This window comes from Mycobacterium sp. NTMscope_Eco_3, from assembly GCF_976985685.1.
This window is the reverse complement of record NZ_CDRJYZ010000001.1, coordinates 618,305-642,906: the sequence shown is the minus strand read 5'-3', so window position 1 is coordinate 642,906 and position 24,602 is coordinate 618,305. Positions and strand designations below refer to the sequence as shown.

Here is a 24,602-nt window from a genome sequence, read left to right as displayed (position 1 = left end):
CGCGGCGCGCGGGCCGTCATCGTCAAGGGGCGCGAGTCAACACTTCGCGGGACAGGTTCAGCGTCGCGATGGGATAGCACCCGTTGCCGTCGCGCCCGTCGCGCGCGAGCCGCATGGGCGGGTAGTTCACCACATGGGACGCGCCGGGCTTGTGCTGTTGCCAATCGACCGAGGCGCACAAGGTGTAGTGCGCGGGTGCCAAACCCGCCAGGTCGACGTGGACGGACTCCGTGGACGACGCCGGGATCGGCTCCTTGCGGGAGCCGTCACCGGATGGGCTTTGGACCAGGGTTTTCAGCGCCACGGTCGCGGGGAACGTGCGGATCACGGCGCCCGAGAAATCGACCAGCCGGTAGCCGGGGACCCAGTTTTCCGTCGCGGCGGCCGCGCCGTAATTGGTCCACGTGACAGCCAGTGTCGCCTTCCCGTCCTTCACCGATTGCGATTCCTGCCGCGCCTCGACCGAATACCGGTATCCGGCGACGACGTTCGCTTGCGCCCACAGCAAGTACAGCGCCGGATCCATCGGCGTGGCCGAATCCACGGCCGGGAAGTTGAAGCTCGATGTCATCGAAACGTGGTACTTGACGACGTCCTGCAGGCCCTTTTCGTAGTAGGTCCGCGGATCGGTCCCCCCGGGCAGCTGGCACCACTCGGTGATCATCGGCGCCGACGCCAGCCGGTTCCTCAGTGCGCCGACCAGCGGATCTTTCGACTGCACATAGTGGGAACCGTCCCTTTCGGCCCACGCGGGCAACGGGTCCTGGACGCCCAGGCAATCCGCGCGGATGCCCACCGGCGCGGAGAGCTTCTTGGTGACATCGTCGGCGATCAGCTGGCGCACAATCTCCGGGTTCAACGCCGTCGTCACCAATTGCGTGTGGGGAAAGGCGTTTACCGTCGACGCAACCAACTGCCGAACGGACCCGGCGGTGATGTTCTGGTCACGAAACTGGCTGTAATACCCCAGCTTCGCGACGCTCTCATCGGGTGCCGGACCCGGCGCGCCGAGTGTGTCACGCAGATAGGAGATGTGGTTCTCGCTGAAATCGCCGTAGCCAGAGAACTCAAAGACGCTCAGCCGCTCGTCGCCGTCGTAACGACGGCCCAACGCGGCCAACAGCTGGCCGAAGGCGTTCAGGTAGGCGGGATCGTTCCAGTTCGGGACGACCTGGGTCACGCCGGGCATCCACCAATAGCGTTGTGGACCGGAGTAGTTGGTGGCCGCGCGGCGCATCCAGTCGGGCATCGCGATGTTGGTGTTGTTCGGATAGACGGTGTCGCAACAGGAGTTGTAGGCGACCACGCGAAGGGTCAGGCGCATGTTTCGACTGGCCAATTTCGTCAGCGCGTCGTCGATCACGCTGAAATCGAATTTGCGATCGTCAGGAGCGTCGGGCGGCAGTGTGCTCGGATCGGTGGGCTGCAACTGGCGCCAGGGGACTCGCAGGCTGGCGTCGTACGACGCGGGCCACGCCGGGTAGCGCCGCTGTGCCGGATTGCCCTGCGGGAACAGCGGTTGCAGGAGATCTTCGTACTGGCCGCGCAGTGGGTTCGGCACGTCTTGCACGGACAGCGGAATGGCCGGACTGCCGATCAGGGCGAGCGGATCGAGGTCGCTGCGGCCATCACATCCGTCGAGCACCAACGTCACGCACACGGCGGCGACAAGGAGAATTTTCCTAATTGTCCGGACCATAATTGGTTGTGCTAAACCGTGCCCGACAAATGCATCTATTGCTACCTCTCTGGCGGTTCGCGATTCGCTACGTTGCGCGGGATATCAAGGGTGACAACAGGCTACAGTCCGGGCCCACGCCGTATAGCTGAATTGGGGGCACGCACCCAAAAGCTCGTCGACTTCGAGGGCGCTTTAAGGATTGCGGAGGCCCGCGTCGACTAAGCTGGGGCTCCGCATCGGACAGGAGAACAGCAGATGGCTGTCGCACGCTCGGCCAAAAGTTGGCTCGCGCCGGCGGCAAAAACACTTGCACCGCGCCTGTTCTGGCGGCGGAAATTTCGAATTCTGCACCGCCTGGGGCAATCCCGCTCGGACGTCGCGCTGGTGGCGTCGTTGTGCGATCCGAACCTGATCTCCCTGGACATCGGAGCGGACCTCGGCGAATTCACGATTGCGATGGTGGCGTCGTCGCGATCGGTGATCGCGTTCGAGCCGCGGCCGGCGCAGGCCCGCGATCTGGCCGCGATGTTCGACGCCGTCGGGGCCCCGGTCCAGGTGGAGGCGGTGGCGCTGTCGGACAAACCCGGCAGGATCGCCATGCGGGTGGTCGAATCCGAGCCGGGCCGAAGCACAATCGACACCAGCAATCAACTCGCCGACGTCGACGGCGACGAAATTCGCAGCATCGACGTGCCGGTCAAGCGCCTCGACGACTTGCATCTCGACGACGTCGGCCTGGTCAAGATCGACGTCGAAGGCCACGAACTCGCAGTATTGCAGGGCGCCACACAGACGCTCGCCCGCAATCGACCCGCGATTGTGGTGGAAGCCGAGGAGCGCCATCATCCCAACGCCGTCGCCGACATCACGGCGTTGCTGACCGGACTCGGTTACGCGGGTTACTTCGAACTCGGTGGCGATCGGCGGCCCATCGCCGAGTTCGACCCGGCCCGGCACCAGGACCCGGCCAACGTCGGCAGCCGGGAGGACGGCTGGGCCGGCCACGGCACCTACGTCAACAACTTCGCCTTCCTGCCCACCCAAGGCTGAGCGGCCACCGCGATCCGCGCCGCTACGTCGAGCCCAGCGACGACGACTCGCGATCGGCGAGAAACGGCATCGGCATCCAGCGCGCGGACAGCAGCGCTTCCATCGCGTCGCCGGGCAGGGGACGCGACAACAGGAAGCCTTGCGCGCGATGGCACCCGTGTTGCATCAAAGTCAATGCGGCAGCGGGGGTCTCGACGCCCTCGGCGACCACTTCCAGGCCGAACGCCTCGGCGAGCCCGATGATGGCGCGGACGATCGCCAGATCGCCGGCGTCGGTGCCGACGTCACGCACGAACCCGGCGTCGATCTTGAGCATGTCGACCGGCAGGGACTTCAGGTGGGACAGGACGGCATAGCCGGTGCCGAAGTCGTCGATGGCGATCTGCACGCCCACGTCCTTGAGCTCCGCCAAGGTCTTTCGCGTGGTTTCGATGTCGTGCACCACGGCGCGCTCGGTGATCTCCAGGCACACCGAACCGGCATCGATGCCGAACTCGCCGATCGTGTCCGCGACGCTTTCCACGAAGCCACGACTGATCAGCTGGATGGGCGACACATTGATGCGCAGCGTGGCGCCGTGCCCGACGCCGTTGGCGCGCCACCGGCTCAACTCGGCGCAGGCGTTGCGCATCACCCACCCGCCCAACTCCGCGGCGAGGTTGGTCGATTCGGCCACACCGATGAACGAATCGGGCAGCAGCAGCCCCCAGATCGGGTGCCGCCAGCGCACCAACGCCTCCGCACCCACGATGGCTCCGGTCCACAGGTCGACCTCGGGCAGGTAATGCAGCAGCAGACCTTCGCTTCCGATGTCGCCCTGCAGGTGCAGCTCGATGTCGTTGCGGAAGGCGCGCTTGAGCGACATGTCGTCGGTGGACACCGCCGTCTGGTTGCCGCCGGCACGCTTGGCCGTCAGCACGGCCTCGTCCGCTCGACGGAGCAGATCGGTCCAGTTGTCCGACCCCGGCGTGCCCACCGCGAGCCCGATGCTGACGGTCCGGCTGATCACGTGGCCGCCGATGGTCAGCCGGTCGCACAGCATCGTCGACAGGCGACGCGCGAACGCCTCGGCGGCTTCCGACGACATCGGCTCATCGGGGATGACCACGAACTCGTCACCACCGAGCCGGGCGATCATGCTCGGCGTTCCCGCACACTCCTCGATGCGCTGCGCGAAGACCCTGATGTACCAGTCACCCGCGGCGTGGCCGAGGTAGTCGTTGATCGGCTTGAGCCGGTCGAGGTCGAGGTAGAAGACCGCGACGGGCCCGGGGCTTCCCGCCGCGAGGCGTCCGGACAGGTGCGCGACCAGCGCCCGGCGGTTGTACACCCCGGTCAGATCGTCGTGCTCGGCGAGATAGCGGAGCCGCTCTTCGGCCGCGATGCGGGCTTGGAGCTGCGCAAACAGCGCGGCTACCGCCTCGAGGGTGTTGATCTCCTCCTGCTTCCACTTGCGGGCGCCGAGCTTGACGAAGCCGAGCACACCGGTGCAGGCGTCGCCGGACACCAGCGGGGCGGCGGCTACCGACGGCGACGCGGGCGCCGTGGCCCGGCTCAGCGCGCGGCGCACCCACCCGTCGGGCCGTTCCGGGGGCGTCACCACCGGCTGGCGGTCGCGCTCACACTGGGCGAGCACCGACTCGAGGCCGTCCCATTGCAGGGCGGCCATCAGATCCGGATCCGGGCCGTCGGTTCGGCGCGGCCATTCGGCGACCACCGCCGACGTCGCGGCTTCGTTGTCGTGGTGGCGCAGGAAGCTGGCGTCCACGTCGAACTGCTCGACGAGCTGCGCGAGTACCTTTTCGCTGACCGAGGTCGCGGTGGGTGCCGTGGCCTCCATCAGCGCGGTGGCGACGGAGGTGACCACCAGGTTCAGGCTGCGCGGCACGGACTCCTCCGATACGGGGCACTATCCCGTCTGGGTCCCGACGTCGAAATATGTCCGAGAACGGTATCACGCAGGACCGCGCCCATCCGGGGTTACGAAAAGCACGCAGCGAGCGAAAGGTCGCTACTGACCGTTTGCCGTGGCCGAGTCACTCGGGATGTCAAGCGTGGCAATCGGGTACAGCCCCGAACCGTCTCGGCCGTCCCGGGCCAGGGCCATGGGTGCGTAGTTGACGACGTGCGAGGCGCCCGGTTTGTGTTGTCGCCATTCGACGGAGGCCCGCAGCGTGTAGTGGCCGGGCGCCAGGCCCGTGACGTCGACGTGCACCGACTCGCTCGACGATTCGGGAACCGGTTCCTCACGCGACTGGCTGGTCTCGTCGTGGACCAGCTTCGTCAGATTCACCGTCGCCGGCACGCTGCGAACCACCGCCCCGGAGAAGTCCACCAGTTTGTAACCGGGCTCCCAGTGCTCGGTGGCCGCCGCCGAGCCGTAATTGGTCCACGCCACCGAGATCGTCGCCACCTTGCCCTGGATCGACTGCGATCCCGGCTGCGCCTCGACCGAGTACCGGTAGCCCGCTGAGGTATTGGCCTTACCCCACAGCAGAAACAGCTTGGGATCCATCGCCGAGGCCGCATCGCGGTCGGGGAAGTCGGCGCTCGAGGTCATCGACACGTGATACCTGATGACGTCGTGCAGCCCCTTCTCGTAGTACGACCGGGGGTCCGCACCGATCGGCAACCGGCACCACTGGCTGATCACCAGCGCCGAGGTGAGCCGCTGCTTGATCGCGTTGACGACGGCGTCGTTGGAGCGCACGTAATGCGAGTCGCTGGCGTCGGCCCATTCCGGCAACGGCGCCTGCGCACCGAGGCAATCCGCGCGGATGCCGACGGGCGCCGCCAGTTTCTTGGTGACGTCGTCGGCGAACAATTCGCGGACGATCTCCGGATTCTGGGGGGCCACCACCAATTGCGTGTGCGGGAACGCATTCGTGTTCGCCGCGACCAACTGCGCGATGGAGGCCTTGGTGATGCTCTGGTCGCGGAATTGGCTGTAATAGCCCAGCTTTGCCGCGCTGTCGTTCGGTTCGGGTCCCGGCGCGCTCAGCGAATCGCGCAGATACGCGACCTGGTTCTCGCCGAAGTCGCCGTATCCGGAGAACTCGAACACGCTGAGGCGCTCGTCGCCGTCATAGCGACGGCCGAGGGCGGCCAGCAGTTGACTGACCCCGTTGAGGTAGTCGGGGTCGTTGAAATTCGGCACCACCTGCGTGACTCCGGGGGCCGAGCCCTTCGCCGGCGCGGGATAGCTGGCGGCGAACGGGCGCACCCAGTCCGGGATCGCGATGTTGGTGTTGTCGGAATAGCTGTCGTTGCAACAGGACTTGTAGACATACACGCCGAGGGTCAGCCGCATGTTCCGGGCCCCGAGCTTGTTCAGCGCGTCGTCGATCGCGCTGAAATCGAACTTGCGGTCGTCGGGCGCGTCGGGGGGCAGTGTGCGCGGATCGACGGGCTGCAGCTGCCGCCACGAGACACGCAGGCTGGCGTCGTAGGACGCGGGCCAGGAGGAGTATCGCTGCTGCGCCGAATTTCCTTGTGGGAAAAGCGGATTCAGCATTTCCTCGTACTGTCCGCGCAGCGGGTTCGGAATCTCCTGCGCGGTGGGCGGGATGGCCGGACTGACCATCGCGGACAGCGGCCCGGGGTCGCTTTTGCCGCCGCATCCGCTCAACGCCAGCGCCGCGCACACGACAGCGGCAAGCGCGCTTGTCCTCCATGAGCACAACATCGTCACCGCGTCAGATCACACCCGACGAAACGCTCAACGACACAGGCACGCGGCCGCTCGCAGAGATGGTCGTCGTCAAGGCTGCTTCTCCCCAATACACACCGATGCGCATGCACGTGGCCCGATATTTCGTGGGTTGTCTGGTGCGTGTATCCGACCCGGGGGCGGGCCGCGAATTGGCGTAGCGCAGCGTATCACGCGCGTTCCGGCGCCGCTCCGCCGCAGCTCAGCGGGGGTGCGCTCCTGAGACGGCCCCTTCCGTCCGCCCGTGTGCAGTGAGACCGGTCACAATAGCGGTGCCGCTGTCACGCTCGGCCGGTCTGCGGTGTCTCAAGGGCACAGGTCCTCACGAATAGGAGACAGCCATGACCGAGGTGGCCCCTCAAAGAACTCATGTCGTCGTCGTCGGCGGCGGATACGCCGGAACGCTGGCCGCTAACCGTCTGCGCCAGCGCCCGGACATCGACGTCACGCTGGTGAACCCCCGGCCGGTCTTCGTCGAGCGCATCCGGTTGCACCAGCTGGTCGCCGACACCGGCACCGCGACCGCCGATTACGCGACGCTGCTCGGCGACGGGGTTGAGCTGATCGTCGACACGGTCGACGGCATCGACGCGCCGGGCCGGCGCCTGCTGCTGGGCTCGGGCTTCGAGGTCGACTACGACTACCTGATCTACGCCGTCGGCAGCACCGGCGCGACGCCGTCGATGGTGCCGGGCTTCGCCGAGTTCGCTCATTCGGTCGCCGACCTGGAAAGCGCGCAGCGACTGCACTACGCGCTCACGGATCTGCCGCTGCCCGCGCCCGTCACCGTGGTCGGCGGCGGGCTGACGGGCATCGAGATGGCCTCCGAGCTCGCCGAGCAACGACGCCCGGTCACCCTGGTCTGCGGCCCCGTTCTCGGCCCGTCGCTGAGCAAGCGGGGCCGTCGCTCGGTGGCCAAGCGGCTGCGACGCCTCGGTGTCACCGTGCTGGAATCCGTCGCCGTGGCCGAGGTGCGCTGGGATGAGGCGGTGCTCAGCGACGGCGCCGTGCTGCCCAGCGCTGCCACCGTGTGGACGGCCGGATTCACCGTGCCCGATCTGGCCACACGCAGCGGGCTGCGCACCGACCCGATGGGCCGGCTGCTCACCGACGAAACGCTGACCAGCATCGACGACGACCGCATCGTCGCCGCCGGTGACGCCGCCGCGCCGTCGGGTCAGCCGCTGCGGATGAGCTGCCAGGCCGCCGGGCCGATGGGGGCCCAGGCCGCCGACACCGTGCTCAGCCGCATCGCCGGGGACGCGCCCGCGGCGCTGAGCCAGGCGTTCGTCGGGCAATGCATCAGCCTGGGCCGCACGCACGCCACCTTCCAGCTGGCGCGCACCGACGACACCCCGGTGAACATGTACCTCGGTGGCCGGGCGGCGGCGTCGCTCAAGGAGACGATCTGCAAGGCCACGTTGTGGACGATCCGGCGCGAGGCCGCCAAACCCGGTTCGTACTTCTGGCTCAAGGGCGGCAAGCGGCCCGCGCAGTCACCCGTCGACGAGCGGATCGCGCTGCGATGACCTCAGCGGGCCGCTCGTCGCCCGACGAGCACGCCGAACGGTTTACCCTGCTGCGGCCACTGCTGTTCACCATCGCCTACGAGATGCTGGGCTCGGCGACCGAGGCCGACGACGTGCTGCAGGACAGCTATCTGCGGTGGTCGGCCGTCGACTTGGCGACGGTGCGCGACACCAAGTCCTACCTGGCCCAGCTGGTCACCCGGCAGGCGCTCAACGCGCTGCGGGCGGACGCCCGGCGGCGCGAGGAGTATGTGGGTCCGTGGCTGCCCGAGCCGCTGCTGCTCGACGAGCAGGATCCGTCCACCGATGTCGTTCTCGCAGAGTCGATTTCGATGGCGATGCTGGTCCTGCTGGAGACGCTGAGTCCCGACGAGCGGGCCGTGTTCGTGCTGCGCGAGGTGTTCGGCTTCGAGTACGGCGAGATCGCCCAGGCGGTCGGCAAACCGGCCCCCACCGTGCGACAGGTGGCGCACCGGGCCCGTGCACACGTGCGGGCCCGGCGCAGACGATTCGAGGCGGCGGACCCGGAACGCAACGCCGAGATCACCGCGCAGTTCCTGGCCACGGCGGCCAGCGGCGACGTCGAGACGCTGATGACGATGCTGGCCCCGGACGCCACCTGGACGGCCGACAGCGGTGGCGTGGTGAGCGCGGCCCGCCGGCCGGTGATCGGCGCCGAGAAGGTGGCCCGGGCGATCGCCGGCCTGATGCGCCGGGCCACGGAGATGCCCACCCTGCGCGTGGACACGGTGACCTGCAACAGCGCCCCGGCGGTGCTGCTCTACCTCGGCGAGCAGCTCGAAGGCGTGATCACGCTGGAGATCGCCGACGGCAAGATCACCAACTTCTACGTCATGCGCAACCCGCGCAAACTGGCGGCGCTGGCCACCGCTCGCGACATCAGCCGCGGGTGAGCGGCAGACTGGGGCGGTGCGCATCGACCGGCTCGGCGATCTCGGCGCCGCACCCCAGGTGCTGCGCGCCGTCGGTGACGCCACGACCCGGTTGGGTCTGCCGCCGCCGGCGGCGCTGACCGGCGAGTGGTTCGGTGCCCTGGCGGTGATCGCGCCGAGCGTGTCGGTGGGGCCGGTGGGCGTCGACGACGTGTTCGCCGTCGAGGTCTCGCGGACGCCGGAGCCGCGCGCGGTGGGCGGCGGGTGGATCGGTTACCTGTCGTATCCCGACCCCGGTGCCGACGCGCATCCGAACCGCATCCCCGAGGCCGCGGGCGGCTGGACGGACTGCGTGCTGCGGCGCGACCGCGACGGGCACTGGTGGTACGAAAGCCTGTCCGGCGCGCCGATGCCGGGTTGGCTCGCCACCGCACTGGCCGCCCCGGCGGCACCGGCGCGGCAGTGCCGGATCGAGTGGGGCGTCGCCGACCGGTCCGCGCACCGCGACGGGGTGCTCGCCTGCCTGGAGGCCATCCGCGCCGGCGAGGTCTACCAGGCGTGCGTGTGCACCCAATTCACCGGCACGGTCACCGGTTCTTCGCTCGACTTCTTCATCGACGGCGTCGCCCGCACCTCCCCGGCCCGGGCGGCCTACATCGCGGCCCCCTGGGGCGCGGTGGCGTCGCTGTCGCCGGAGCTTTTCCTGCGGCGGCGCGGGACGGCCGTCACCTCCAGCCCCATCAAGGGCACCTTGCCGCTGGACGCCTGGCCGTCGGCGCTGCGCGCGTCGGCCAAAGAGGTGGCCGAAAACATCATGATCGTCGACCTGGTCCGCAACGATCTCGGCCGCGTGGCGATCGTCGGTTCGGTGACCGTACCCGAGCTGTTGGTGGTGCGCCGCGCACCGGGCGTGTGGCACCTGGTGTCCACGGTGGCGGCCCAGGTTCCGGTCGAGTTGCCGACGTCGGCGCTGCTGGACGCCACCTTTCCGCCGGCGTCGGTCACCGGGACACCCAAACACCGTGCCCGCCAACTGCTCTCACAGTGGGAGCCGCACCGTCGCGGAATCTATTGCGGCACAATCGGGTTGGCTTCACCGGTCGCCGGCTGCGAACTCAACGTCGCGATCCGCACCGTCGAATTCGATGCCGCGGGCGGGGCGGTGCTGGGTGTCGGCGGCGGGATCACCGCCGATTCCGACCCCGACGCCGAGTGGGCCGAATGCCTGCACAAGGCGTCGCCCATCGTCGGGCTGCCATCGATCGCGGCCGCCGCCCCGGCGGGCTTGTCCTGATGGCGGCGGCCCGCCGCTAAACGCGGCGAGACTGCAGGACCGCGTCGTAAAGCTGACGGGACCGCACCCCGGGATGCGCGGCCGCCACCTCACCGCAGGCGTCCTTGACCCGGGCACCGCCCGCGACCATCTCCTCGACCTCGGCGACCAGCGACGGCAGGTCGGCGCGCGGCGTCGCACCGGCCAGCACGACGGTGATCTCGCCGAGCACACCGTCGGCCGCCCACGCCGCCAGTTCGTCGAGCGATCCGCGCACCACTTCCTCGTGCACCTTGGTCAGTTCCCGGCACACCGCGGCCCGGCGTGCGCCGCCGAGCCGTTCGACCGCGTCCTGCAGACAACCGGACAACCGGCGCGGTGACTCGAAGAACACGCAGGTGCGGCGCTCGTCGGCCAGCGAATCCAGCCAGGTTCGCCGCGCCGCCTTCTTCCGCGGCGCGAACCCCTCGAAGCAGAACTTCTCCGCCGGTAGGCCGGATAGGGCCAGCGCGGTCGTCACCGCCGAGGGCCCCGGTAAGCAGTGCACCGGCAGGCCGGCCTCGACGCACGCCGTCACCAGCCGGAACCCGGGGTCGTTGATGACGGGCATCCCGGCGTCGCTGACCACCAGCACGGTCGCGCCCGCGGTGATCGCTTCGAGCAGCGACTCCACCCGCGTCGCCTCGATCCGGTCGAACATGCTGATCACCCGGCCGGTGATCGTCACCTCGAGGGCGTGGGCCAACGTCCGGACCCTGCGGGTGTCCTCGGCGGCCACCACGTCGGCTCTGGCCAGCGCGTCCAGGAGGCGGGGCGAGGCGTCCGAGGGCTGGCCCAAGGGGGTCGCGCCCAGCAACAGGCGGCCGGTGGTCATGGTCGACAGCCTACGATCGACACCGATGACTGCCCCGCCCCGCGAATCCCCCTTGACCATCGGGGGCGCCGAGAAGCAGCGCGTGGTCCCCGTCGTCAGCCCGGGCCCGCGGGTTCCGGTGGCCGATTTCGGGCCGACCGATCACGTCCGCGGCTGGGTGGCGACCGGCGTGATCACCGTGGCGGCCGCGGTGACCCGCTTCCTGAACCTGGGCTCGCCCACCGATGCCGGCACGCCGGTCTTCGACGAAAAGCATTACGCCCCGCAGGCCTGGCAGGCGCTGCACAACCACGGGGTGGAGGACAATCCGGGGTTCGGTCTGGTGGTCCACCCGCCGGTGGGCAAGCAGCTCATCGCGATCGGTGAGGCGATCTTCGGCTACAGCGGCATCGGCTGGCGGTTCACCGGCGCGTTGCTCGGCGTGGTCATGGTGGCGCTGGTGATGCGGATCGTCCGACGGATCAGCCGGTCGACGCTGATCGGCGCGATCGCCGGCGTGCTGGTCATCTGCGACGGCGTCAGCTTCGTCGCCTCGCGGACCGCGCTGCTCGACGGCATCCTCACGTTCTTCGTGGTCGCCGCGTTCGGCGCGTTGATCGTCGACCGCGACCAGGTGCGGCAACGAATGCACGTCGCGCTGGTGCAGGGCCGCATCGCCGACACGGCATGGGGCCCGCGGCTGGGTGTGCGGTGGTGGCGCTTCGGCGCCGGGATCCTGCTCGGATTGGCTTGCGGCACAAAGTGGTCGGGCCTGTACTTCGTGGTGTTTTTCGGCGCGATGTCGCTGGCGTTCGACGTGGCCGCGCGGCGGCAATATCAGGTGGACCGGCCCTGGCTGGGGACCCTGCGGCGCGACCTCATCCCCACCGGCTACGCGCTGGGCCTCATCCCGGTGTTGGTGTACCTGGCCAGCTACGCGCCGTGGTTCGCCTCCGAGACCGCCATCGATCGGCACGAGGTGGGCCAGACGATCGGCCCGCATTCGCTGATCCCGCTGCCCGACGCGATCCGATCGCTGTGGCATTACTCCGCCAAGGCTTTTCAATTCCACCAGAGCTTGACGAATTCGGCCGGCAACTACCACCCGTGGGAGTCGAAACCGTGGAGCTGGCCGATGTCGTTGCGGCCGGTGCTCTACGCGATCGACGAGCAGAACGTGCCCGGGTGCGGCGCCCAGTCCTGCGTCAAGGCCGAGATGCTGGTGGGTACGCCTGCGATGTGGTGGCTGGCGGTACCGGTGTTGATCTTCGCGCTGTGGCGGACGCTGGTGCGCCGCGATTGGCGTTACGCCGCTGTGCTGGTTGGCTATTGCGCGGGGTGGCTGCCGTGGTTCGCCGACATCGATCGGCAGATGTACTTCTTCTACGCGGCGACCATGGCTCCGTTCCTGGTGATGGCCATCGCGCTGATTTGCGGCGATATCCTCTACACCCCGGGAGCCCCCGCCCGGGGGCCCGGCGTCAACTCGGAACGACGCACGCTGGGGCTGATCGCCGTCTGCGCCTATGTGGCCTTGGTGGTGACGAACTTCGCCTGGCTGTTCCCGGTGCTCACCGGTATGCCGATTTCGCAACAGACGTGGAACATGGAGATCTGGCTGCCCAGCTGGCGCTGATGCCTTTGCCCCGAGGCTGCAACCAGCGACGGGGTCACTCGGGAAATGCGTTGCCAGTTACAGTTTCGCGGCGTTATGAAATTGCGTCGCGGGCGACGGGGCACGACATGCAGCGGGGGCCGCCGCGGCCGGTGCCCAATTCGGATCCCGCGATGGTCAGCACTTCGATGCCGGCGTCCTGCAGGCGAATGTTGGTCTGCGCGTTGCGTTCGTAGGCGACGACCACTCCGGGCGCCAGCGCCAGCGTGTTGTTGCCGTCGTCCCACTGCTCGCGTTCGGCGATGACGGGATCGAGCCCGGTGTCGATGACCCGCAGCTTGTCGATCTCCATCGCCTTGGCGGCGCCCTCCAGGAAGGGGACCTCGTCGCTGATGGCGACGCCGTCGGGGGTGCGCTGGATGGTGAACGCCGACAGCGTGTCGACGATGTTGGCGTACATCACCACCGTGTCGGTGTCGACCATCGTGCACACCGTGTCCAGATGCATCTGCGCGCGCCGCTGCGCGATCGGCACCGCGAGCACCGTGTGCGCGAGGTCGTCGTCAAACAGGCTGCGGGCCAACGCTTCCGCACCGGCGGGCGTGGTGCGCTCCCCCACCCCCACCGCGACCACACCGGGCGCGAGCAGCAGCACGTCGCCGCCCTCAACCGGTGCGGTGCGCGACTCGTAGGCGCGCCGCACCCCGGTGAACCGCGGGTGATGGGCATAGATGAGGTCGGTCAACGACGCCTCACGGACCCGGGCCGGCAGCGCCAGTGTCGGGATCACCACCCGCGGGCCGATCCAGATCGACGAGTCGCGGGTGAACACCAGGTTGGGCAGCGGGCCGATGACGAAATCGCCCCCGTGGTGCATGCGCAGCACCAACGACACGTCGGTGCGGGTGTCCGCGGGCAACTCGTTGAACGTCATGCCGGCCATCAGGACCTGAGCCAGCCGGGCCGGCTCCAGTCCCCGCAGGTACGCCGAAAGCTCTTGCGCCAGTGGCACTCCGAGCCGACGCGCGTCCACGGCGGCCGCGACGCCCTGCATCCGCGCGGCCCCGCTGTGCGTCAGCGCCTCGGTGAGCAGCTCCGACAGCATCAGCACTTCGACCCCCCGGGAACGCAGCACCTCGACGAACTGGTCGTGCTCGTCCTGCGCGCGGGCCACCCACGGGAGGCCGTCGAAAAGCAGCTGGTCGACGTTGCGCGGATTGAGCCGGAGCAACTCGGCGCCCGGCCGGTGCACGATGACGGTGCGCAGCGCGCCGACCTCGGATTTGGTACCCAGCTCCACCACACCCACGCCTCAACCGTAGCGGCGGCGCGGGCCGGACGGGCCCCTCACACGCCCGTCGCGCGCCCCGGCGCCATCGAACGGATGTGCGATAAACTCGGTCGCGTGGAGGTTGCGGTTCAAGGCTCCCTGTTCCAGCACACCGAGCGCAGGCAGCTCGGCGACGGCGCGTTCATCGAGATCCGCGCCGGCTGGCTGACGGACGCGGACGACCTGCTCGACGCCCTGGTGTCGACCGTGCCGTGGCGCGAGGAACGCCGCCAGATGTACGACCGGGTGGTCGACGTGCCGCGACTGGTGAGCTTTCACGACCTGACCGTCGATGACCCGCCGCACCCGATGTTGGCCCGGCTGCGGCGGCGGCTCAACGACATCTACGCCGGCGAACTCGGTGAGCCGTTCACCACGGTGGGATTGTGCTGTTATCGCGACGGCTCCGACAGCGTGGCCTGGCATGGCGACACGATTGGCCGCAGCAGTTCCGAGGACACCATGGTGGCGATCGTCAGCCTCGGCGCCACCCGCGCGTTCGCGATGCGGCGCCGCGGCGGCGGCCCGTCGCTGCGGCTGCCGCAGGCGCACGGGGATCTGCTGGTGATGGGCGGGTCATGCCAACGCACCTGGGAGCACGCCGTGCCCAAGACGGCGGCAGCCGTCGGTCCCCGGGTGAGCATCCAATTCCGGCCGCGCGGCGTGCGCTGAAAACGTCCCCGCCGTCAGGTGCGCACCGCCGCGACAGCTTTGACGAGCAGGTCGCGGGCGCGTTGGGTGTCGACCGGGGCGACGGGCTGATCGGGAATCACCAGCGGGTTGGCGATGACGATCACCTGGTAGTCGCCGAATGAGGCCGAATAGTCGTACAGCTCGCCGGTGCGTGGACCCCCGGGTGTCAGCGCCTGCATGACGCGATGCACGCCCAGCGTGCGGGTGCTGTCGATCTGCGGCGCCTCGACCACCTGGACGCCGCCGCGCATCTGCGGGCCGGCGAAGGTCACCTTGGCGCAGTCCTTTCCGGGATCGTTGACGGGCAAGGCTTTTGAGGTCTCCAGCGCGATCACCACGAACCGGTTGCCGTGGCCCTCGGCGGTGACCGCGGACATGTTGCCCTGCAGGTCCGCCGGCATGTCCGGCCCCGCCGCCACTTTCGCGCAGTTCGCGGGATCGAATGTCAACCCGTCGGGCAGCTTCCGGCCGGCCAGCAGCTTGGGATCGATTCCCCGTTCGCTGATGTCGCTGACCTTGAAATCGGGCCCGAAGCTGGACTTCACGTCGACGACCTTGCTGATGTCGACCTTCGCCGCGTGGGTGGCCGATGAGCAGCCGGCCAGGACGCCGACGGCCGCGACCGCGAGCAACATCTTGGACATCGTGGCCAATCTACCCAAGCGGGGAGTTCAGCTGCGCAACGTGGACACGGTTTTGGCGAGCAGATCCGCGGCGAATTGCGGTGGCAGTACCGGAAGCGCTGAACCTGGGTCGGTGGTCAGCGTGGTGAACGCGTAGAAGTTGCCCAGATACGCGGTGAATGTGAAGACGCGAGAATCTATTTCGGTGCCCGACTCGACCGATGACTTGACATCGGCGACCATGCCGACGGTTGGGACGCCCTCGATGTACGGCGCGTCGGTGAGGTGGACATGCACCACGGTGTTCCCGGCGGTCTCCGACCATTGGGCACACGCGGTGACCAGGTCCTCCGGAAAATCCACCGGCCCCGGCAAAGCCACCACCACCGCGTTGACGATGCCGCCGCTCCCCGAGCCCGACACGCCCTGCGCCGATTGGTCGCGCCCGTTCCCGGGGTCGGCCAGCCCCCCACATTTGGCAGGCTTGGAGTGTAGGCCGTCGCCGAGGCTCCAGAGCACCCTCGGCGAGGCGCCGCTGGGGATTCCGGTGCTCACCTCGTAACCGGGCGGCAGGTCGCGAACGATCCGTTTGATGTTGGCGGGGTTGACGGCAGCGGCGTTGCTCGGCGGCGATTTCGCCGGAACGGCCGGCGGTTTGGGCGCGGGTTGATGAGCGCACCCGGCGACCGCCAACGTGAACGCGGTAGTCACCACCGGGCCAATCCCGAACGCCCGCATGAGGAGTTGATAGCACACGACACCGCCATGGCGTCTCCCCCACCCAGTGCCGGGCCGTTCGATAACTTCCGTGATTCGGAAGCCACCTCATGGTCCGGAGACCGACCGCGGATAGAGCACTACGCGTGCGCCGGTCTCAGCCGACCGCCTCGATCACCTGCCGGGCCACGCGCTTGATCTGCTCGGCCTCGTCCTGGCTGAACGGCAGGTGACGCGGGTGCGGCACGTCGATCACGGTGGTGACCACGCCGATGTCTTCGCGCTGCCAGACGGCGCCGTAGCGGTCCATGATCGCGCGCATCGGACCATTGTCGGAAAGCATTCGCGCGGAAAACCTTTCGATGCCGTCGACATCGGCGGCGATCGACAGGGCGCTGATCAAATAGGTGCCGATGCCGCGACCCTGATAGGCATCGGCGACGGTGAAGGCGATCTCGGCGACCGTCGGGTCGTTTTCGTCGCGCACGAAGCGCGCGTCGGCCACCGGGTCGCTGCCGTCGGTGACCACCCACACGAAGTGATCGACGTAGTCGACCTCCGACAGGTAGTGCATCAGCGCCGGGGTGGGAAGACGCGGGGTCATGAAGCGCCGATACAGCGTGTCGCCGGAGAAGTAGATGTGTCCGTGCACGGTGCGCTCGCTGTCGCCGGGGAGCACCGGGCGCAGCAACAGGAGCGTGCCGTCACGAACTCGGATCGGGATCGGCGTGATGAACGCGGCGAGGCGCTGGCGCACGGTGCGCAGCAGTCGGGGCGTGATGCCCGGGATGTGCACCATGCTGGCGAAGGACCTGGTGTCACCGACCCAACCGGTCAGCGGTTCGGCGGCGGTCACCGTCGCGGTGCGGGGGATGTCGCGCAGCAGGGCGATCTCGCCGACGATCATGCCGGGGGACGCATGCTCGACGATCACCACGCCGTCGTCGCCGACGTGTTTGATCTCGGCGGTGCCCGAGGAGATCAGCAGGAACGAGACGGCTTGCTCCCCCTGCCGCATCAGCACTTCGCCGGCGGCGGCACGCAGGGGCTGTAGGCGGCCCGCCAGCGGTGCAAGGTCTTCGGCGGGACATCCCTTGAAGATGTCCATCGTCGCCAGTTCGTCCACCCGGGCGCCGGTCAGTCCGGCCACCGCTACGGACCGCCGCCCGCAGCATCGCGACACCGCTCTGCGCGTCGCGATGGTGCCATGACCTGTCCCGCCTGCTTGCCGTCGTCTGGTGCGCCAGGCCCGAGACTCCTGGACACGCTCGGATGTTGCCAGGTTATGAGCAGGTTGCGGCCGCGGCAAGGATCCGCGGCGTGTTCATGATCGAACTAAAGCGCCGCTTGGGCGTCCAGGATCAGCCCGACGGCGGCGGCGAGGTCGTCGACCACGATGTCGGCGTCGGGAGACTCCTCGCCGCCGCAGCGAAGCAGGATGGTCGCCGTTCCCGCCGCCCTGCCCGCCCTCATGTCCTTGTCGCTGTCGCCGATCATCACCGACGCGGTCAGATCGATGGCGTGCTCGGCCGCGGCGCGTAACAGCATGCCGGTGCCGGGCTTGCGGCAGTCGCAACTGTTCGCCGCGTGCGGGCAATGGTAGGCGGCATCGATCCGGGCGCCTTGGTCCGCGAGCAGTTCTTGCAAGCGCTGCTGCACATCGGCGAAATGCGTTGGATCGGAGGCGGGTTCGGAGAGCCACCGCTGGTTGGTCACCAGCACGGTCCGCAGCCCCGCGGCGTTCAGCGCGGCCAGCGCCGTGGCCGCCCCCGGCAACAGCACCAACTCGGCCGGTGATCGGATGTACTCGCCGTCGGCGGCCTTGACGTTGATGGTGCCGTCCCGGTCCAAGAAGACGGTGCGCACGTTGCGCAGGTCGGGTGCGGCCATCGTCGATGTCAGGAGGGTCCGGGAAACAGTGCCGCTTCGACCATTTCGCAAATCGAGTGGCCCAGGTGCAGGCACGCTTCCTGAATCCGCGCGGTGTCCTCGCTGGGAACCCGGATGCACAATTCGGCGACGTCGGCGACTTTGCCGCCGCTTGCGCCGGTGAGGGTGACGGTCGTCATCCCCGCCTGGCGGGCGACCTCGAGCGCGCGAACGACGTTGGGAGAGTTGCCCGACGTGGTCAGCCCGACGACGACGTCCCCGGGGCGCCCGGTGGCGAGGACCTGCCGGGCGAACACCTCGTCGTAGGAGTAGTCGTTGCCGATCGCCGTGATCGCGGCCGTGGCATCGGGCAGGCTGATCGCGGCCAGGCCCGGGCGGTCAAAGGCAAAGCGGCCCATGAGTTCTGCCGCCAGGTGCCCGGCGTCTTGCGCGGATCCGCCGTTGCCGAAGAAGATCACCTTTCCGCCGGCGCGCAGCGAGCCGATGATCGCTCGCGCGACCTCGACGGTCTGCGCGGCGACATCGCCCTGCTGCATCTGCTGCTTGACCGCGATGGTCTCGGCCAAGCGCTGCTGCACCAGCTGCACGCTCGGCGCGACGACGTCCGACCCGGTCATGCCAGCCATGTGGTCAAACCCTTGCTCTCGAAGGCGAATTCGGTGATGCCGGCCCCGGCGCCCTCGAGCGCTTCGATGAGACGGTGCTTTTTGGCGAAGTCACAGAACAGCAGGATGTATCCCCCGCCGCCGGCCCCGGTGAGCTTGCCGCCCAGCGCACCGTTTTTCAGGGCCAGCTCGTAGAGATCGTCGATGCGCTCGTTGGTGATGTAGGGCGACATGCGTTTCTTGTGGCTCCACGCCTCGCCGAGCAGAGCACCGAAATCGTTCAGCTTGCCCGTCAGCAGCGCCGCCTTCATCGCGACCGCCAAATCCTTCTGGGCCCGCAGCCCCGCCAGGGTGTCGTCCGAACCCGTTGTGGCGCGCCGGGTTTGGTCCTCGATCACCCGCGCGGAGTCCCGGGTGATGCCCGTGTAGCACAGCAGCAGGCTGAGCTCGAGTTCGAAGGCCGTCTCGTCGCGGATCCGCAGCGGATTGACGATCACCCGGTCGGTGAACTCGATGAAGTTGAACCCCCCGAACGTCGCGGCGTACATGTCCTGCATCCCGCCCGCGATGCCCAGGTCGTCGCGTTCGATGGCGCACGCCAGCTGGGCCGTCTCGTATTCGCCCATGGGCACCCGGTAATGCTCGGCGAGCAGGCCGGTGAGTGCCACCATCATCGTCGACGACGAGCCCAGCCCGGAGCCCGGCGGGGCGCTGGAACGCAGCACCAGGTCGTAGCCGTCCGTGCCGTCACGGCCGAATCTGCGCACCGCCGCCTTGATCAGATCGAGGCTGCCGTCGTAGAGAATCTCGCTGTCGAGCGTCATCTCGTGCGTGGTCTTGAAGTCCACCGACTCGATGCTGACCCGGCGATCGGTGCGCGGGGCGAGCGATCCCTGCGCGTAGCGATCGATGGTCGCCGACAGGACGCAACCGCCTTCGGTCGTCGGAAACGGCGGCACGTCGGTGCCGCCGCCGGCGAACGAGATCCGCAGCGGCGCGCGTGCGCGGATTCGTGGACGTGTCATGGGGATTCTCTGTCGAGCGGATCGCTCAGCTGCGAGACCACGCGTGCCACGTGCCAACCCCATCGTTCTGCGTCCGGAAGCGCCGCCAGACTAACAGGCTGACCAGCACGATTATCGGGTTTTCGCCCGACTGCCCCGGGCCCGGTTCAGGCGATCTGCTGACTGGGTTGCAGCACGAAATCGACGACGACGGCGGCCATGTCGTCGATCGCGCTGCGCGCGATGACCTCATAGCCGTGAGTGCTCAGCGTGGGTAGGCACAGCAGGCCGGCGCGCGCGGCCTGCCCGGTGGCCTTGGCGTGCGACGCGTCGGATTCGAATGCGCCCAGCGCGGCCGGCTGTGGGGACATGCCGTGGTCGGTGGCGATTTTCAGCAGCCGGTCGGCGACCTCCTTGTCGTAAATGCACAACGCGTCGCTGTAGCCGATGATCGGGCCGCCGGTGACGGTGGTGTTGTATTCGACTTCGGTGGGGCCGACTTCCAGGGCGAGCGTGAGGTGGCCGGGCAGGGTGGCGCTGGCGTAGGTGCCCCCCACCCCGCCGATCTCCTCGCTGGTGGTGAAGACCAGGTAGACGTCGTCGGCGGGGCGTTGGTCGCGCTCGCGCAACAGGCGGGCGGCGTTCAGCAGCGCGGTCACCGCGGCGCGGTCGTCCAGGAAGTAGGCGCCGACGTAGTCTCCGATCTCGACCACGGATCTCTTGCTGCGGTCAACGCACACGCGGGTGCCGGCGTGCACTCCCGCCTCGGCCAACTCCTCGGTGCTGCGGCCGGTGAACACGTACACGTGATGCCAGTCCAGCGCGCGGTCGCCCTTGTCGGGCTTGGTCTCCCAGATCCGCGAGCTTTCCTGCGTGGTGTGCTCGGAGCCGAGAGCCAGTACGGCGGTGAGGGTTTCGTTGTCGCCGAGCACCGCGACCGGGCCGAGCCCGAAGTTGCCCGGGTACATCGTGCCCAGCTGAGTCAAATGCAGCGTGCCGTCGGATTCCACGCGCTTGACGATCATCGACAGCTCGTCCATGTGCGCCATCACCCGGGTCGCGGTGCCCGGGATGGCCTCGGTCCGCTGGCGGTGGTCGGGAGCCCCGGCGTCGCCGGCCGACGCGTCGGCGGCGATGTATCCGATCAGGTTTCCGGCGTCGTCGGTCCACATGTCGTCGACGAGGGGTTGCAGCTCGCGGGCGATGACCGCGCGCACCTCGTCCTCCTGACCGCACGGCCCGTAGGTCCACAGGAGTTCTTGCAGCAACTCGTCGGTTGAGTCGCGGTCGGGGTGCGCCATGAGATCCTCTCCGTCATTGGGTTCAGAGGATCAGTACCCGCGATAGCCTGCGGCTATCGCGACGGATGCGAAACCGCCGTCAGGCGAGCGCGATGCCGAGTTCTTCGGCGAACACGTTGCATCCGCCCGTGTTCACCGCTATTTGCCGTCAGGCCTTCCCTGCGTCACCCCATCGGGCGATTACCTGACCGGCGAAGTCAAGCAACTCCTCAAGGGTGGGGAACATGGCGAAAGCATCCACGACCGCCTCGTCGGCACCCGACTTGGCGAGGCGTTCGAGCCTGTCGGCGACAGCGTCAACGGACGTGCCCGGTTCGAGGTTGATCCGCATGGCCGTCTTCAACGCGTCCGGGTCGCGGCCGGCGTCTTCTGCCGCACCCCGCGCAATCGACCACAGGTGGTCGGTGACCTCGTCCTGCAGCCCCTCGACCCCGAGCCAGCCGGTGCCGCTGCGGCCGACCCGGCGCATCGCGGCCTCGCTGGCGCCGCCGATCCAGATGGGCGGACCACCGGCCTGGACCGGGCGCAGGTCGGCATGGACCGGCGGCAGCGAGAAAAACTCGCTGTCCCAGGACACCGGGGTGGTCGTCCACCACTCGTGCAGAAACGCCAGCAGGTCATCGAGCATCCGGCCGCGTCGGCTCCAGTCCGCGCCGCGGGCGATGTCGTGTTCGTCCTTCATCCACCCGACTCCCACGCCAACGTCAAGGCGGCCGTCGCTGAGCACGTCGAGCGTGGTCAGCAGCCGGGCCAGGTGCACCGGCTCGTAGTAGAACGTGCTGAGCGTGCTGGAGTTCAGCCGCACCCGGCTGGTCGCCGCCGCGGCCACCGTCCACAGCAGCACCGGATCGAGGTACCGGGTCATCTGCGGCGGGTACGGCTGCTCTTTGCCCGGATAGGTGCTGTGCATAGCAACCGGCGTGACCAGGCGATCGCCGACCCACAGCGTGTCGTAGCCGAGGTCCTCGAGTCCGCGGCAGAACGCGCTCAGACCAGCGGCGCCGCTGACGGCGGACCCGACTATGGGAAGTGCGAAACCTAGCTTCATCGCGAATCCTTTCGGTGATCGATCAACCATTATTTGGGCGCACGGCGCCCCGGTCCGTTCACGGCGTGGACCGGGGCGGTGCGGCTCAGGCGGGAACGGTGGCGCCGAGGGCGAAGTCGAAATTCCCCACCCCGTGGCGGGCGAGGCCCATCACGACCAGGCCCGTTCCTTCCAGCCAGTGCGCCATGTGCAACTCGCCGACGTCCAGCGGGCGCAGCCCGAGGCTCCCGACGAACTCCGCAACGCCCGCCTTGGCGCGCGCGTCGTCGCCGGCGATGAAGACGTCGAGCGGCCGGCCCTGGGTCAGGACGACACCGAAGATGGTGTTGAACGCCTTCACCACGCTGGCGCTGGCCGGGGCGGCCTTGGCAACTTCCTGCGCGATCGAGGTGTCATCGGGGATGGCCAGCCCGTCCGCCGCGGCGTTGAAGGGGTTACTGATGTCGACGATGACCTTGCCCGCGAGGGCTTCTCCGTACTGGGCGACGACCGGAACGACATTGGCGTACAACAGGGCCACGATGACGATGTCGCCGGCCGGGACGGCGCCGAACTCTCCCGTCGTGGCGCCGCCGCCGAGGGCCTTGGCCAGGTCGGCGGCCTTGGACTCGTCGCGGCCGGTGATCTCGACGGTGTTGCCGCCTGCTACTGCCAGCGCGCCGATGGCGCGGGCCATGTTCCCGGTGCCGATGATGCTGATGCTGCCCATAAGGTGTCCATCCTGATTATCGAAGAAAAGGTTGATGTGTCTACCTTAAGACCAGTTTTGGTGATGCGTCAACCAATTGGGTAACATTGGGGCTGATGGAACCGAACTGGCTGGACCCTCGTGAAGACCGCGCCTGGCGGGCCTTTCAGCACGCGCATCATCAGCTCGACGTGCACCTGAACCGGGGTCTGCAGGAATTGGGCCTGTCGGGGGCCGACTACCAGATCCTGGCGGTGCTCTCGGAGCACGAACGGGACCGCATGCCTGCCCGCGCCCTGTGCAACGCACTGGGCTGGGAGAAAAGCCGTGTCTCCCACCAGGTGCGACGCATGGAGAAGGGCGGGCTGATCTGCCGCGAGCCGAACCCCGACGACGCCCGGAGCACCATGGTCTGCCTGCTGCCGGCCGGCCGCGCCGCGATCGAGAAGGCGGCACCCAAGCACGTCGAGGACGTCCGCCGGAACTTCATCGGATTGCTGACGCCGGCTGAGCTCGACATGCTCGCCGCCCTCAACGAACGAGTCCTGCACCACCTGGCCACAGACGGCGGCTCCCCCGCGGAAGACGAGCCCTCATAGGTGAGATGCAGCGTTACGGGTGGGCGGTTACCGAGTCCGGCGGCCGCTGCGCGCCGGGCATCGCTCGGTGAATGCGAATAAACCGGGAAATGCGCCCCGATCTGCTCAAACTTTGTGGAGCTAAGGGGAATCGAACCCCTGACCTACTCGATGCGAACGAGTCGCGCTACCAACTGCGCCATAGCCCCTGACCGCTAGCAGGCTACCAGCCGCGGCACCCACGGCCGAAACGCCAGCGCTATTCGCCGACAGCGCGCGGCAAGTCCCGGGGCCAACCGTAGGTCCGCATCGCCATCGCGTAGTCCAGGTGCTCGAAGACCGGGTCCTCGTCGTCGATCTCCAGCACCACCGCGCCCGGGCGGCGCAGGCGGGAGGGGACCACGTCGTAGTCGCGGTCGTAGGCGTTCTCGACGCCGAGGCGCGCCCGCGCCATCCGCTGCATCCGGCGGCGGCGCACCTTCTCCTCGATGCGCGTCTGGCGCCGCAGATAACCCAGGTACAGCAGGGTGATGCCGATCGCGCTGCCGCACACCCACCAGGCGCTCGGCGAGATCTTGAACGCCGCGGTGGCCGAGCCGACCAGGACGAACGCCATCGCCATCAAGACCTTCTTGCGGAAGGCGTACTTGCGGGCACTGACCGCGGCGGCGGTCTTGGCGTCGAAGCGGCGCCGCCGCGCGGCGTTGCGCGGGATCGGCGCCGGCGCCTCCTCGTCGGCGTCGTCGCTGTCGGCGGCAGGTTCCAATCCGGAGGAGTCCTCGACGTACTCGTAGCGGTCGTCGTCGTGCTTGGCGACAGCCTCGGTGTCGGCGTCGTCATCCTCGGCGGCCTCGGCGGGTTCTTCATCGGAGTCCTCGCCCGCGGAAGCGCTGGCCCCCACCGGAAGTGCCGCCGAATCCTCGACGACATCGACGTCGAGGTAGTCGGGCTCGTCCGCCTCGGCGGGCTCGGTCATGGCCATCTTCATCACCACCGGGCGCCGGCGGCTCAGCTCGTCGGTGTCGGCGTCGTCGTCCGGTTCCCGGTCGCGGTCTTCATTCTCGGAGAGGTCGTGCTCGTCGTCGAGGTCGGTGTCGGCCGAGTCTTCCGGCGGCTGCCAGTCGGGGTCGCTGCGGTGGCCGGCGGCCGGACCGCTGCGCTTGACCAGCCGGGAGTTGGCCCCGCCGTTGAGGACTCGGGTCGCCAGCGCCACGTCGCTGGTGCGGCGCACCGCGTCTCGTTTGCTGACCAGCATCGGCACCAAGACGAACAGCCACAGCACCACGAGCGATATCCACAACAACGACTGCGGGATGCTTGGCATGACGACCTGCTCTCTTTGGTTCTCGTCCCCCGCGAAGCCCATCGGTGGCCACCGCGGCCGGGTCATGACGACCAGGACAATTACACACCTGTAATTTGCCTCTCACAAGCACCATGAGTCACTCGTGTCGCGCTAGTCCCAAACTGGTAAGGATTGCATCTCCCCCGGCGCGCCACCGCGGCGCCTATTTAATCGGCG

At 68.4% G+C, this 24,602-nt stretch carries 22 protein-coding genes and 1 tRNA gene; 7 read left to right on the top strand and 16 right to left on the bottom strand.

What is annotated here, in order from left to right; all coding sequences use genetic code 11:
* Nucleotides 1–22: 22 nt before the first annotated feature.
* The gene (locus tag AC0KTM_RS03150; RefSeq protein WP_472414943.1) at nucleotides 23–1,699 is read right to left on the bottom strand and encodes a hypothetical protein; all 1,677 of its coding nucleotides are present in this window, start codon (nucleotides 1,697–1,699) and stop codon (nucleotides 23–25) included.
* 237 nt (nucleotides 1,700–1,936) lie between these two features.
* Here AC0KTM_RS03150 and AC0KTM_RS03145 point away from each other — a divergent pair, with 237 nt between their 5' ends.
* Nucleotides 1,937–2,731, top strand: a complete 795-nt coding sequence (locus tag AC0KTM_RS03145) for an FkbM family methyltransferase (protein WP_238958241.1) — start codon at nucleotides 1,937–1,939, stop codon at nucleotides 2,729–2,731.
* Between the two features lie 22 nt (nucleotides 2,732–2,753).
* Here AC0KTM_RS03145 and AC0KTM_RS03140 read toward each other — a convergent pair whose 3' ends face one another.
* The gene (locus tag AC0KTM_RS03140; RefSeq protein ID WP_225328031.1) at nucleotides 2,754–4,619 is read right to left on the bottom strand and encodes a putative bifunctional diguanylate cyclase/phosphodiesterase; all 1,866 of its coding nucleotides are present in this window, start codon (nucleotides 4,617–4,619) and stop codon (nucleotides 2,754–2,756) included.
* 123 nt (nucleotides 4,620–4,742) lie between these two features.
* Nucleotides 4,743–6,416, bottom strand: a complete 1,674-nt coding sequence (locus AC0KTM_RS03135) for a hypothetical protein (RefSeq protein WP_472417363.1) — start codon at nucleotides 6,414–6,416, stop codon at nucleotides 4,743–4,745.
* A gap of 365 nt (nucleotides 6,417–6,781) precedes the next feature.
* On the opposite strand from AC0KTM_RS03135, the gene AC0KTM_RS03130 reads away from it, so the two are divergent.
* From AC0KTM_RS03130 to AC0KTM_RS03120, 3 genes are read left to right on the top strand one after another with little or no spacing between them, the layout of a single operon-like run.
* The gene (locus AC0KTM_RS03130) at nucleotides 6,782–7,969 is read left to right on the top strand and encodes an NAD(P)/FAD-dependent oxidoreductase (protein ID WP_472414941.1); all 1,188 of its coding nucleotides are present in this window, start codon (nucleotides 6,782–6,784) and stop codon (nucleotides 7,967–7,969) included.
* The gene (locus tag AC0KTM_RS03125; RefSeq protein WP_225328029.1) at nucleotides 7,966–8,883 is read left to right on the top strand and encodes an RNA polymerase sigma-70 factor; all 918 of its coding nucleotides are present in this window, start codon (nucleotides 7,966–7,968) and stop codon (nucleotides 8,881–8,883) included. Before AC0KTM_RS03130 ends, AC0KTM_RS03125 begins: the two co-directional genes overlap by 4 nt.
* Nucleotides 8,884–8,899: 16 nt before the next feature.
* Nucleotides 8,900–10,156, top strand: a complete 1,257-nt coding sequence (locus tag AC0KTM_RS03120) for an aminodeoxychorismate synthase component I (RefSeq protein ID WP_225328028.1) — start codon at nucleotides 8,900–8,902, stop codon at nucleotides 10,154–10,156.
* Between the two features lie 16 nt (nucleotides 10,157–10,172).
* On the opposite strand, the gene rsmI is transcribed toward AC0KTM_RS03120, so the two are convergent.
* Nucleotides 10,173–11,009: a 16S rRNA (cytidine(1402)-2'-O)-methyltransferase gene (rsmI, locus tag AC0KTM_RS03115; RefSeq protein ID WP_472414939.1), complete on the bottom strand. Its 837-nt coding sequence runs from the start codon at nucleotides 11,007–11,009 to the stop codon at nucleotides 10,173–10,175.
* Between the two features lie 82 nt (nucleotides 11,010–11,091).
* Here rsmI and AC0KTM_RS03110 point away from each other — a divergent pair, with 82 nt between their 5' ends.
* Complete coding sequence (locus AC0KTM_RS03110; RefSeq protein WP_472417361.1) at nucleotides 11,092–12,624, top strand: dolichyl-phosphate-mannose--protein mannosyltransferase; 1,533 nt, start codon at nucleotides 11,092–11,094, stop codon at nucleotides 12,622–12,624.
* A 73-nt stretch (nucleotides 12,625–12,697) separates the two neighbouring features.
* Here AC0KTM_RS03110 and arcA read toward each other — a convergent pair whose 3' ends face one another.
* Nucleotides 12,698–13,912 (bottom strand): arginine deiminase, encoded by a 1,215-nt coding sequence (gene arcA, locus AC0KTM_RS03105; RefSeq protein ID WP_225328026.1) that lies wholly within the window; start codon nucleotides 13,910–13,912, stop codon nucleotides 12,698–12,700.
* A 96-nt stretch (nucleotides 13,913–14,008) separates the two neighbouring features.
* Here arcA and AC0KTM_RS03100 point away from each other — a divergent pair, with 96 nt between their 5' ends.
* Nucleotides 14,009–14,605, top strand: coding sequence for an alpha-ketoglutarate-dependent dioxygenase AlkB (locus tag AC0KTM_RS03100; RefSeq protein WP_225328025.1), 597 nt, complete (start codon nucleotides 14,009–14,011; stop codon nucleotides 14,603–14,605).
* Between the two features lie 14 nt (nucleotides 14,606–14,619).
* Here the strand turns inward: AC0KTM_RS03100 and AC0KTM_RS03095 are convergent, their stop codons facing one another.
* From AC0KTM_RS03095 to AC0KTM_RS03055, 9 genes are all read right to left on the bottom strand, one after another.
* The gene (locus AC0KTM_RS03095; protein WP_225328024.1) at nucleotides 14,620–15,270 is read right to left on the bottom strand and encodes a DUF5642 family protein; all 651 of its coding nucleotides are present in this window, start codon (nucleotides 15,268–15,270) and stop codon (nucleotides 14,620–14,622) included.
* A gap of 27 nt (nucleotides 15,271–15,297) precedes the next feature.
* Nucleotides 15,298–15,987 (bottom strand): DUF5642 family protein, encoded by a 690-nt coding sequence (locus AC0KTM_RS03090; protein ID WP_472414938.1) that lies wholly within the window; start codon nucleotides 15,985–15,987, stop codon nucleotides 15,298–15,300.
* 136 nt (nucleotides 15,988–16,123) lie between these two features.
* Entirely contained in the window at nucleotides 16,124–17,074 is a 951-nt protein-coding gene (locus tag AC0KTM_RS03085) for a GNAT family N-acetyltransferase (protein WP_225328068.1), read from the bottom strand.
* Between the two features lie 227 nt (nucleotides 17,075–17,301).
* Nucleotides 17,302–17,856 carry a D-glycero-alpha-D-manno-heptose-1,7-bisphosphate 7-phosphatase gene (locus tag AC0KTM_RS03080; protein ID WP_472414936.1) on the bottom strand — a complete coding sequence of 185 codons (555 nt, stop codon included), beginning with the start codon at nucleotides 17,854–17,856 and terminating at the stop codon, nucleotides 17,302–17,304.
* 8 nt (nucleotides 17,857–17,864) lie between these two features.
* On the bottom strand, nucleotides 17,865–18,482 hold the full coding sequence (locus AC0KTM_RS03075) for a D-sedoheptulose-7-phosphate isomerase (RefSeq protein ID WP_472414934.1): 618 nt from the start codon (nucleotides 18,480–18,482) through the stop codon (nucleotides 17,865–17,867).
* Complete coding sequence (locus tag AC0KTM_RS03070) at nucleotides 18,470–19,486, bottom strand: GHMP family kinase ATP-binding protein (protein WP_238958247.1); 1,017 nt, start codon at nucleotides 19,484–19,486, stop codon at nucleotides 18,470–18,472. The genes AC0KTM_RS03075 and AC0KTM_RS03070 overlap by 13 nt, the downstream gene beginning before the upstream one ends.
* 146 nt (nucleotides 19,487–19,632) lie before the next feature.
* Entirely contained in the window at nucleotides 19,633–20,766 is a 1,134-nt protein-coding gene (locus AC0KTM_RS03065) for a M42 family metallopeptidase (protein WP_225328020.1), read from the bottom strand.
* 148 nt (nucleotides 20,767–20,914) lie between these two features.
* Nucleotides 20,915–21,814 (bottom strand): TIGR03619 family F420-dependent LLM class oxidoreductase, encoded by a 900-nt coding sequence (locus AC0KTM_RS03060; protein ID WP_225328019.1) that lies wholly within the window; start codon nucleotides 21,812–21,814, stop codon nucleotides 20,915–20,917.
* An 85-nt stretch (nucleotides 21,815–21,899) separates the two neighbouring features.
* Nucleotides 21,900–22,523, bottom strand: coding sequence for an NADPH-dependent F420 reductase (locus tag AC0KTM_RS03055; protein WP_225328018.1), 624 nt, complete (start codon nucleotides 22,521–22,523; stop codon nucleotides 21,900–21,902).
* 95 nt (nucleotides 22,524–22,618) lie between these two features.
* On the opposite strand from AC0KTM_RS03055, the gene AC0KTM_RS03050 reads away from it, so the two are divergent.
* Nucleotides 22,619–23,101: a MarR family winged helix-turn-helix transcriptional regulator gene (locus AC0KTM_RS03050; protein WP_225328017.1), complete on the top strand. Its 483-nt coding sequence runs from the start codon at nucleotides 22,619–22,621 to the stop codon at nucleotides 23,099–23,101.
* A 115-nt stretch (nucleotides 23,102–23,216) separates the two neighbouring features.
* Here the strand turns inward: AC0KTM_RS03050 and AC0KTM_RS03045 are convergent.
* Both AC0KTM_RS03045 and sepX read right to left on the bottom strand, forming a co-directional pair.
* Nucleotides 23,217–23,289 (bottom strand) — tRNA-Ala (locus AC0KTM_RS03045).
* 50 nt (nucleotides 23,290–23,339) lie between these two features.
* Nucleotides 23,340–24,404, bottom strand: coding sequence for a divisome protein SepX/GlpR (gene sepX, locus AC0KTM_RS03040; RefSeq protein ID WP_225328066.1), 1,065 nt, complete (start codon nucleotides 24,402–24,404; stop codon nucleotides 23,340–23,342).
* Nucleotides 24,405–24,602: the final 198 nt, after the last annotated feature.

Bases quoted from the DNA above. Each gene is read 5' to 3' on its own strand.
- AC0KTM_RS03150 (WP_472414943.1), bottom strand. From the start codon at position 1,699: ATGGTCCGGACAATTAGGAAAATTCTCCTTGTCGCCGCCGTGTGCGTG.
- AC0KTM_RS03145 (WP_238958241.1), top strand. From the start codon at position 1,937: ATGGCTGTCGCACGCTCGGCCAAAAGTTGGCTCGCGCCGGCGGCAAAA.
- AC0KTM_RS03135 (WP_472417363.1), bottom strand. From the start codon at position 6,416: ATGTTGTGCTCATGGAGGACAAGCGCGCTTGCCGCTGTCGTGTGCGCG.
- AC0KTM_RS03130 (WP_472414941.1), top strand. From the start codon at position 6,782: ATGACCGAGGTGGCCCCTCAAAGAACTCATGTCGTCGTCGTCGGCGGC.
- AC0KTM_RS03125 (WP_225328029.1), top strand. From the start codon at position 7,966: ATGACCTCAGCGGGCCGCTCGTCGCCCGACGAGCACGCCGAACGGTTT.
- rsmI (WP_472414939.1), bottom strand. From the start codon at position 11,009: ATGACCACCGGCCGCCTGTTGCTGGGCGCGACCCCCTTGGGCCAGCCC.
- AC0KTM_RS03095 (WP_225328024.1), bottom strand. From the start codon at position 15,270: ATGTCCAAGATGTTGCTCGCGGTCGCGGCCGTCGGCGTCCTGGCCGGC.
- AC0KTM_RS03090 (WP_472414938.1), bottom strand. From the start codon at position 15,987: ATGCGGGCGTTCGGGATTGGCCCGGTGGTGACTACCGCGTTCACGTTG.
- AC0KTM_RS03085 (WP_225328068.1), bottom strand. From the start codon at position 17,074: ATGGACATCTTCAAGGGATGTCCCGCCGAAGACCTTGCACCGCTGGCG.
- AC0KTM_RS03080 (WP_472414936.1), bottom strand. From the start codon at position 17,856: ATGGCCGCACCCGACCTGCGCAACGTGCGCACCGTCTTCTTGGACCGG.
- AC0KTM_RS03075 (WP_472414934.1), bottom strand. From the start codon at position 18,482: ATGGCTGGCATGACCGGGTCGGACGTCGTCGCGCCGAGCGTGCAGCTG.
- AC0KTM_RS03070 (WP_238958247.1), bottom strand. From the start codon at position 19,486: ATGACACGTCCACGAATCCGCGCACGCGCGCCGCTGCGGATCTCGTTC.
- AC0KTM_RS03065 (WP_225328020.1), bottom strand. From the start codon at position 20,766: ATGGCGCACCCCGACCGCGACTCAACCGACGAGTTGCTGCAAGAACTC.
- AC0KTM_RS03060 (WP_225328019.1), bottom strand. From the start codon at position 21,814: ATGAAGCTAGGTTTCGCACTTCCCATAGTCGGGTCCGCCGTCAGCGGC.
- AC0KTM_RS03055 (WP_225328018.1), bottom strand. From the start codon at position 22,523: ATGGGCAGCATCAGCATCATCGGCACCGGGAACATGGCCCGCGCCATC.
- AC0KTM_RS03050 (WP_225328017.1), top strand. From the start codon at position 22,619: ATGGAACCGAACTGGCTGGACCCTCGTGAAGACCGCGCCTGGCGGGCC.
- sepX (WP_225328066.1), bottom strand. From the start codon at position 24,404: ATGCCAAGCATCCCGCAGTCGTTGTTGTGGATATCGCTCGTGGTGCTG.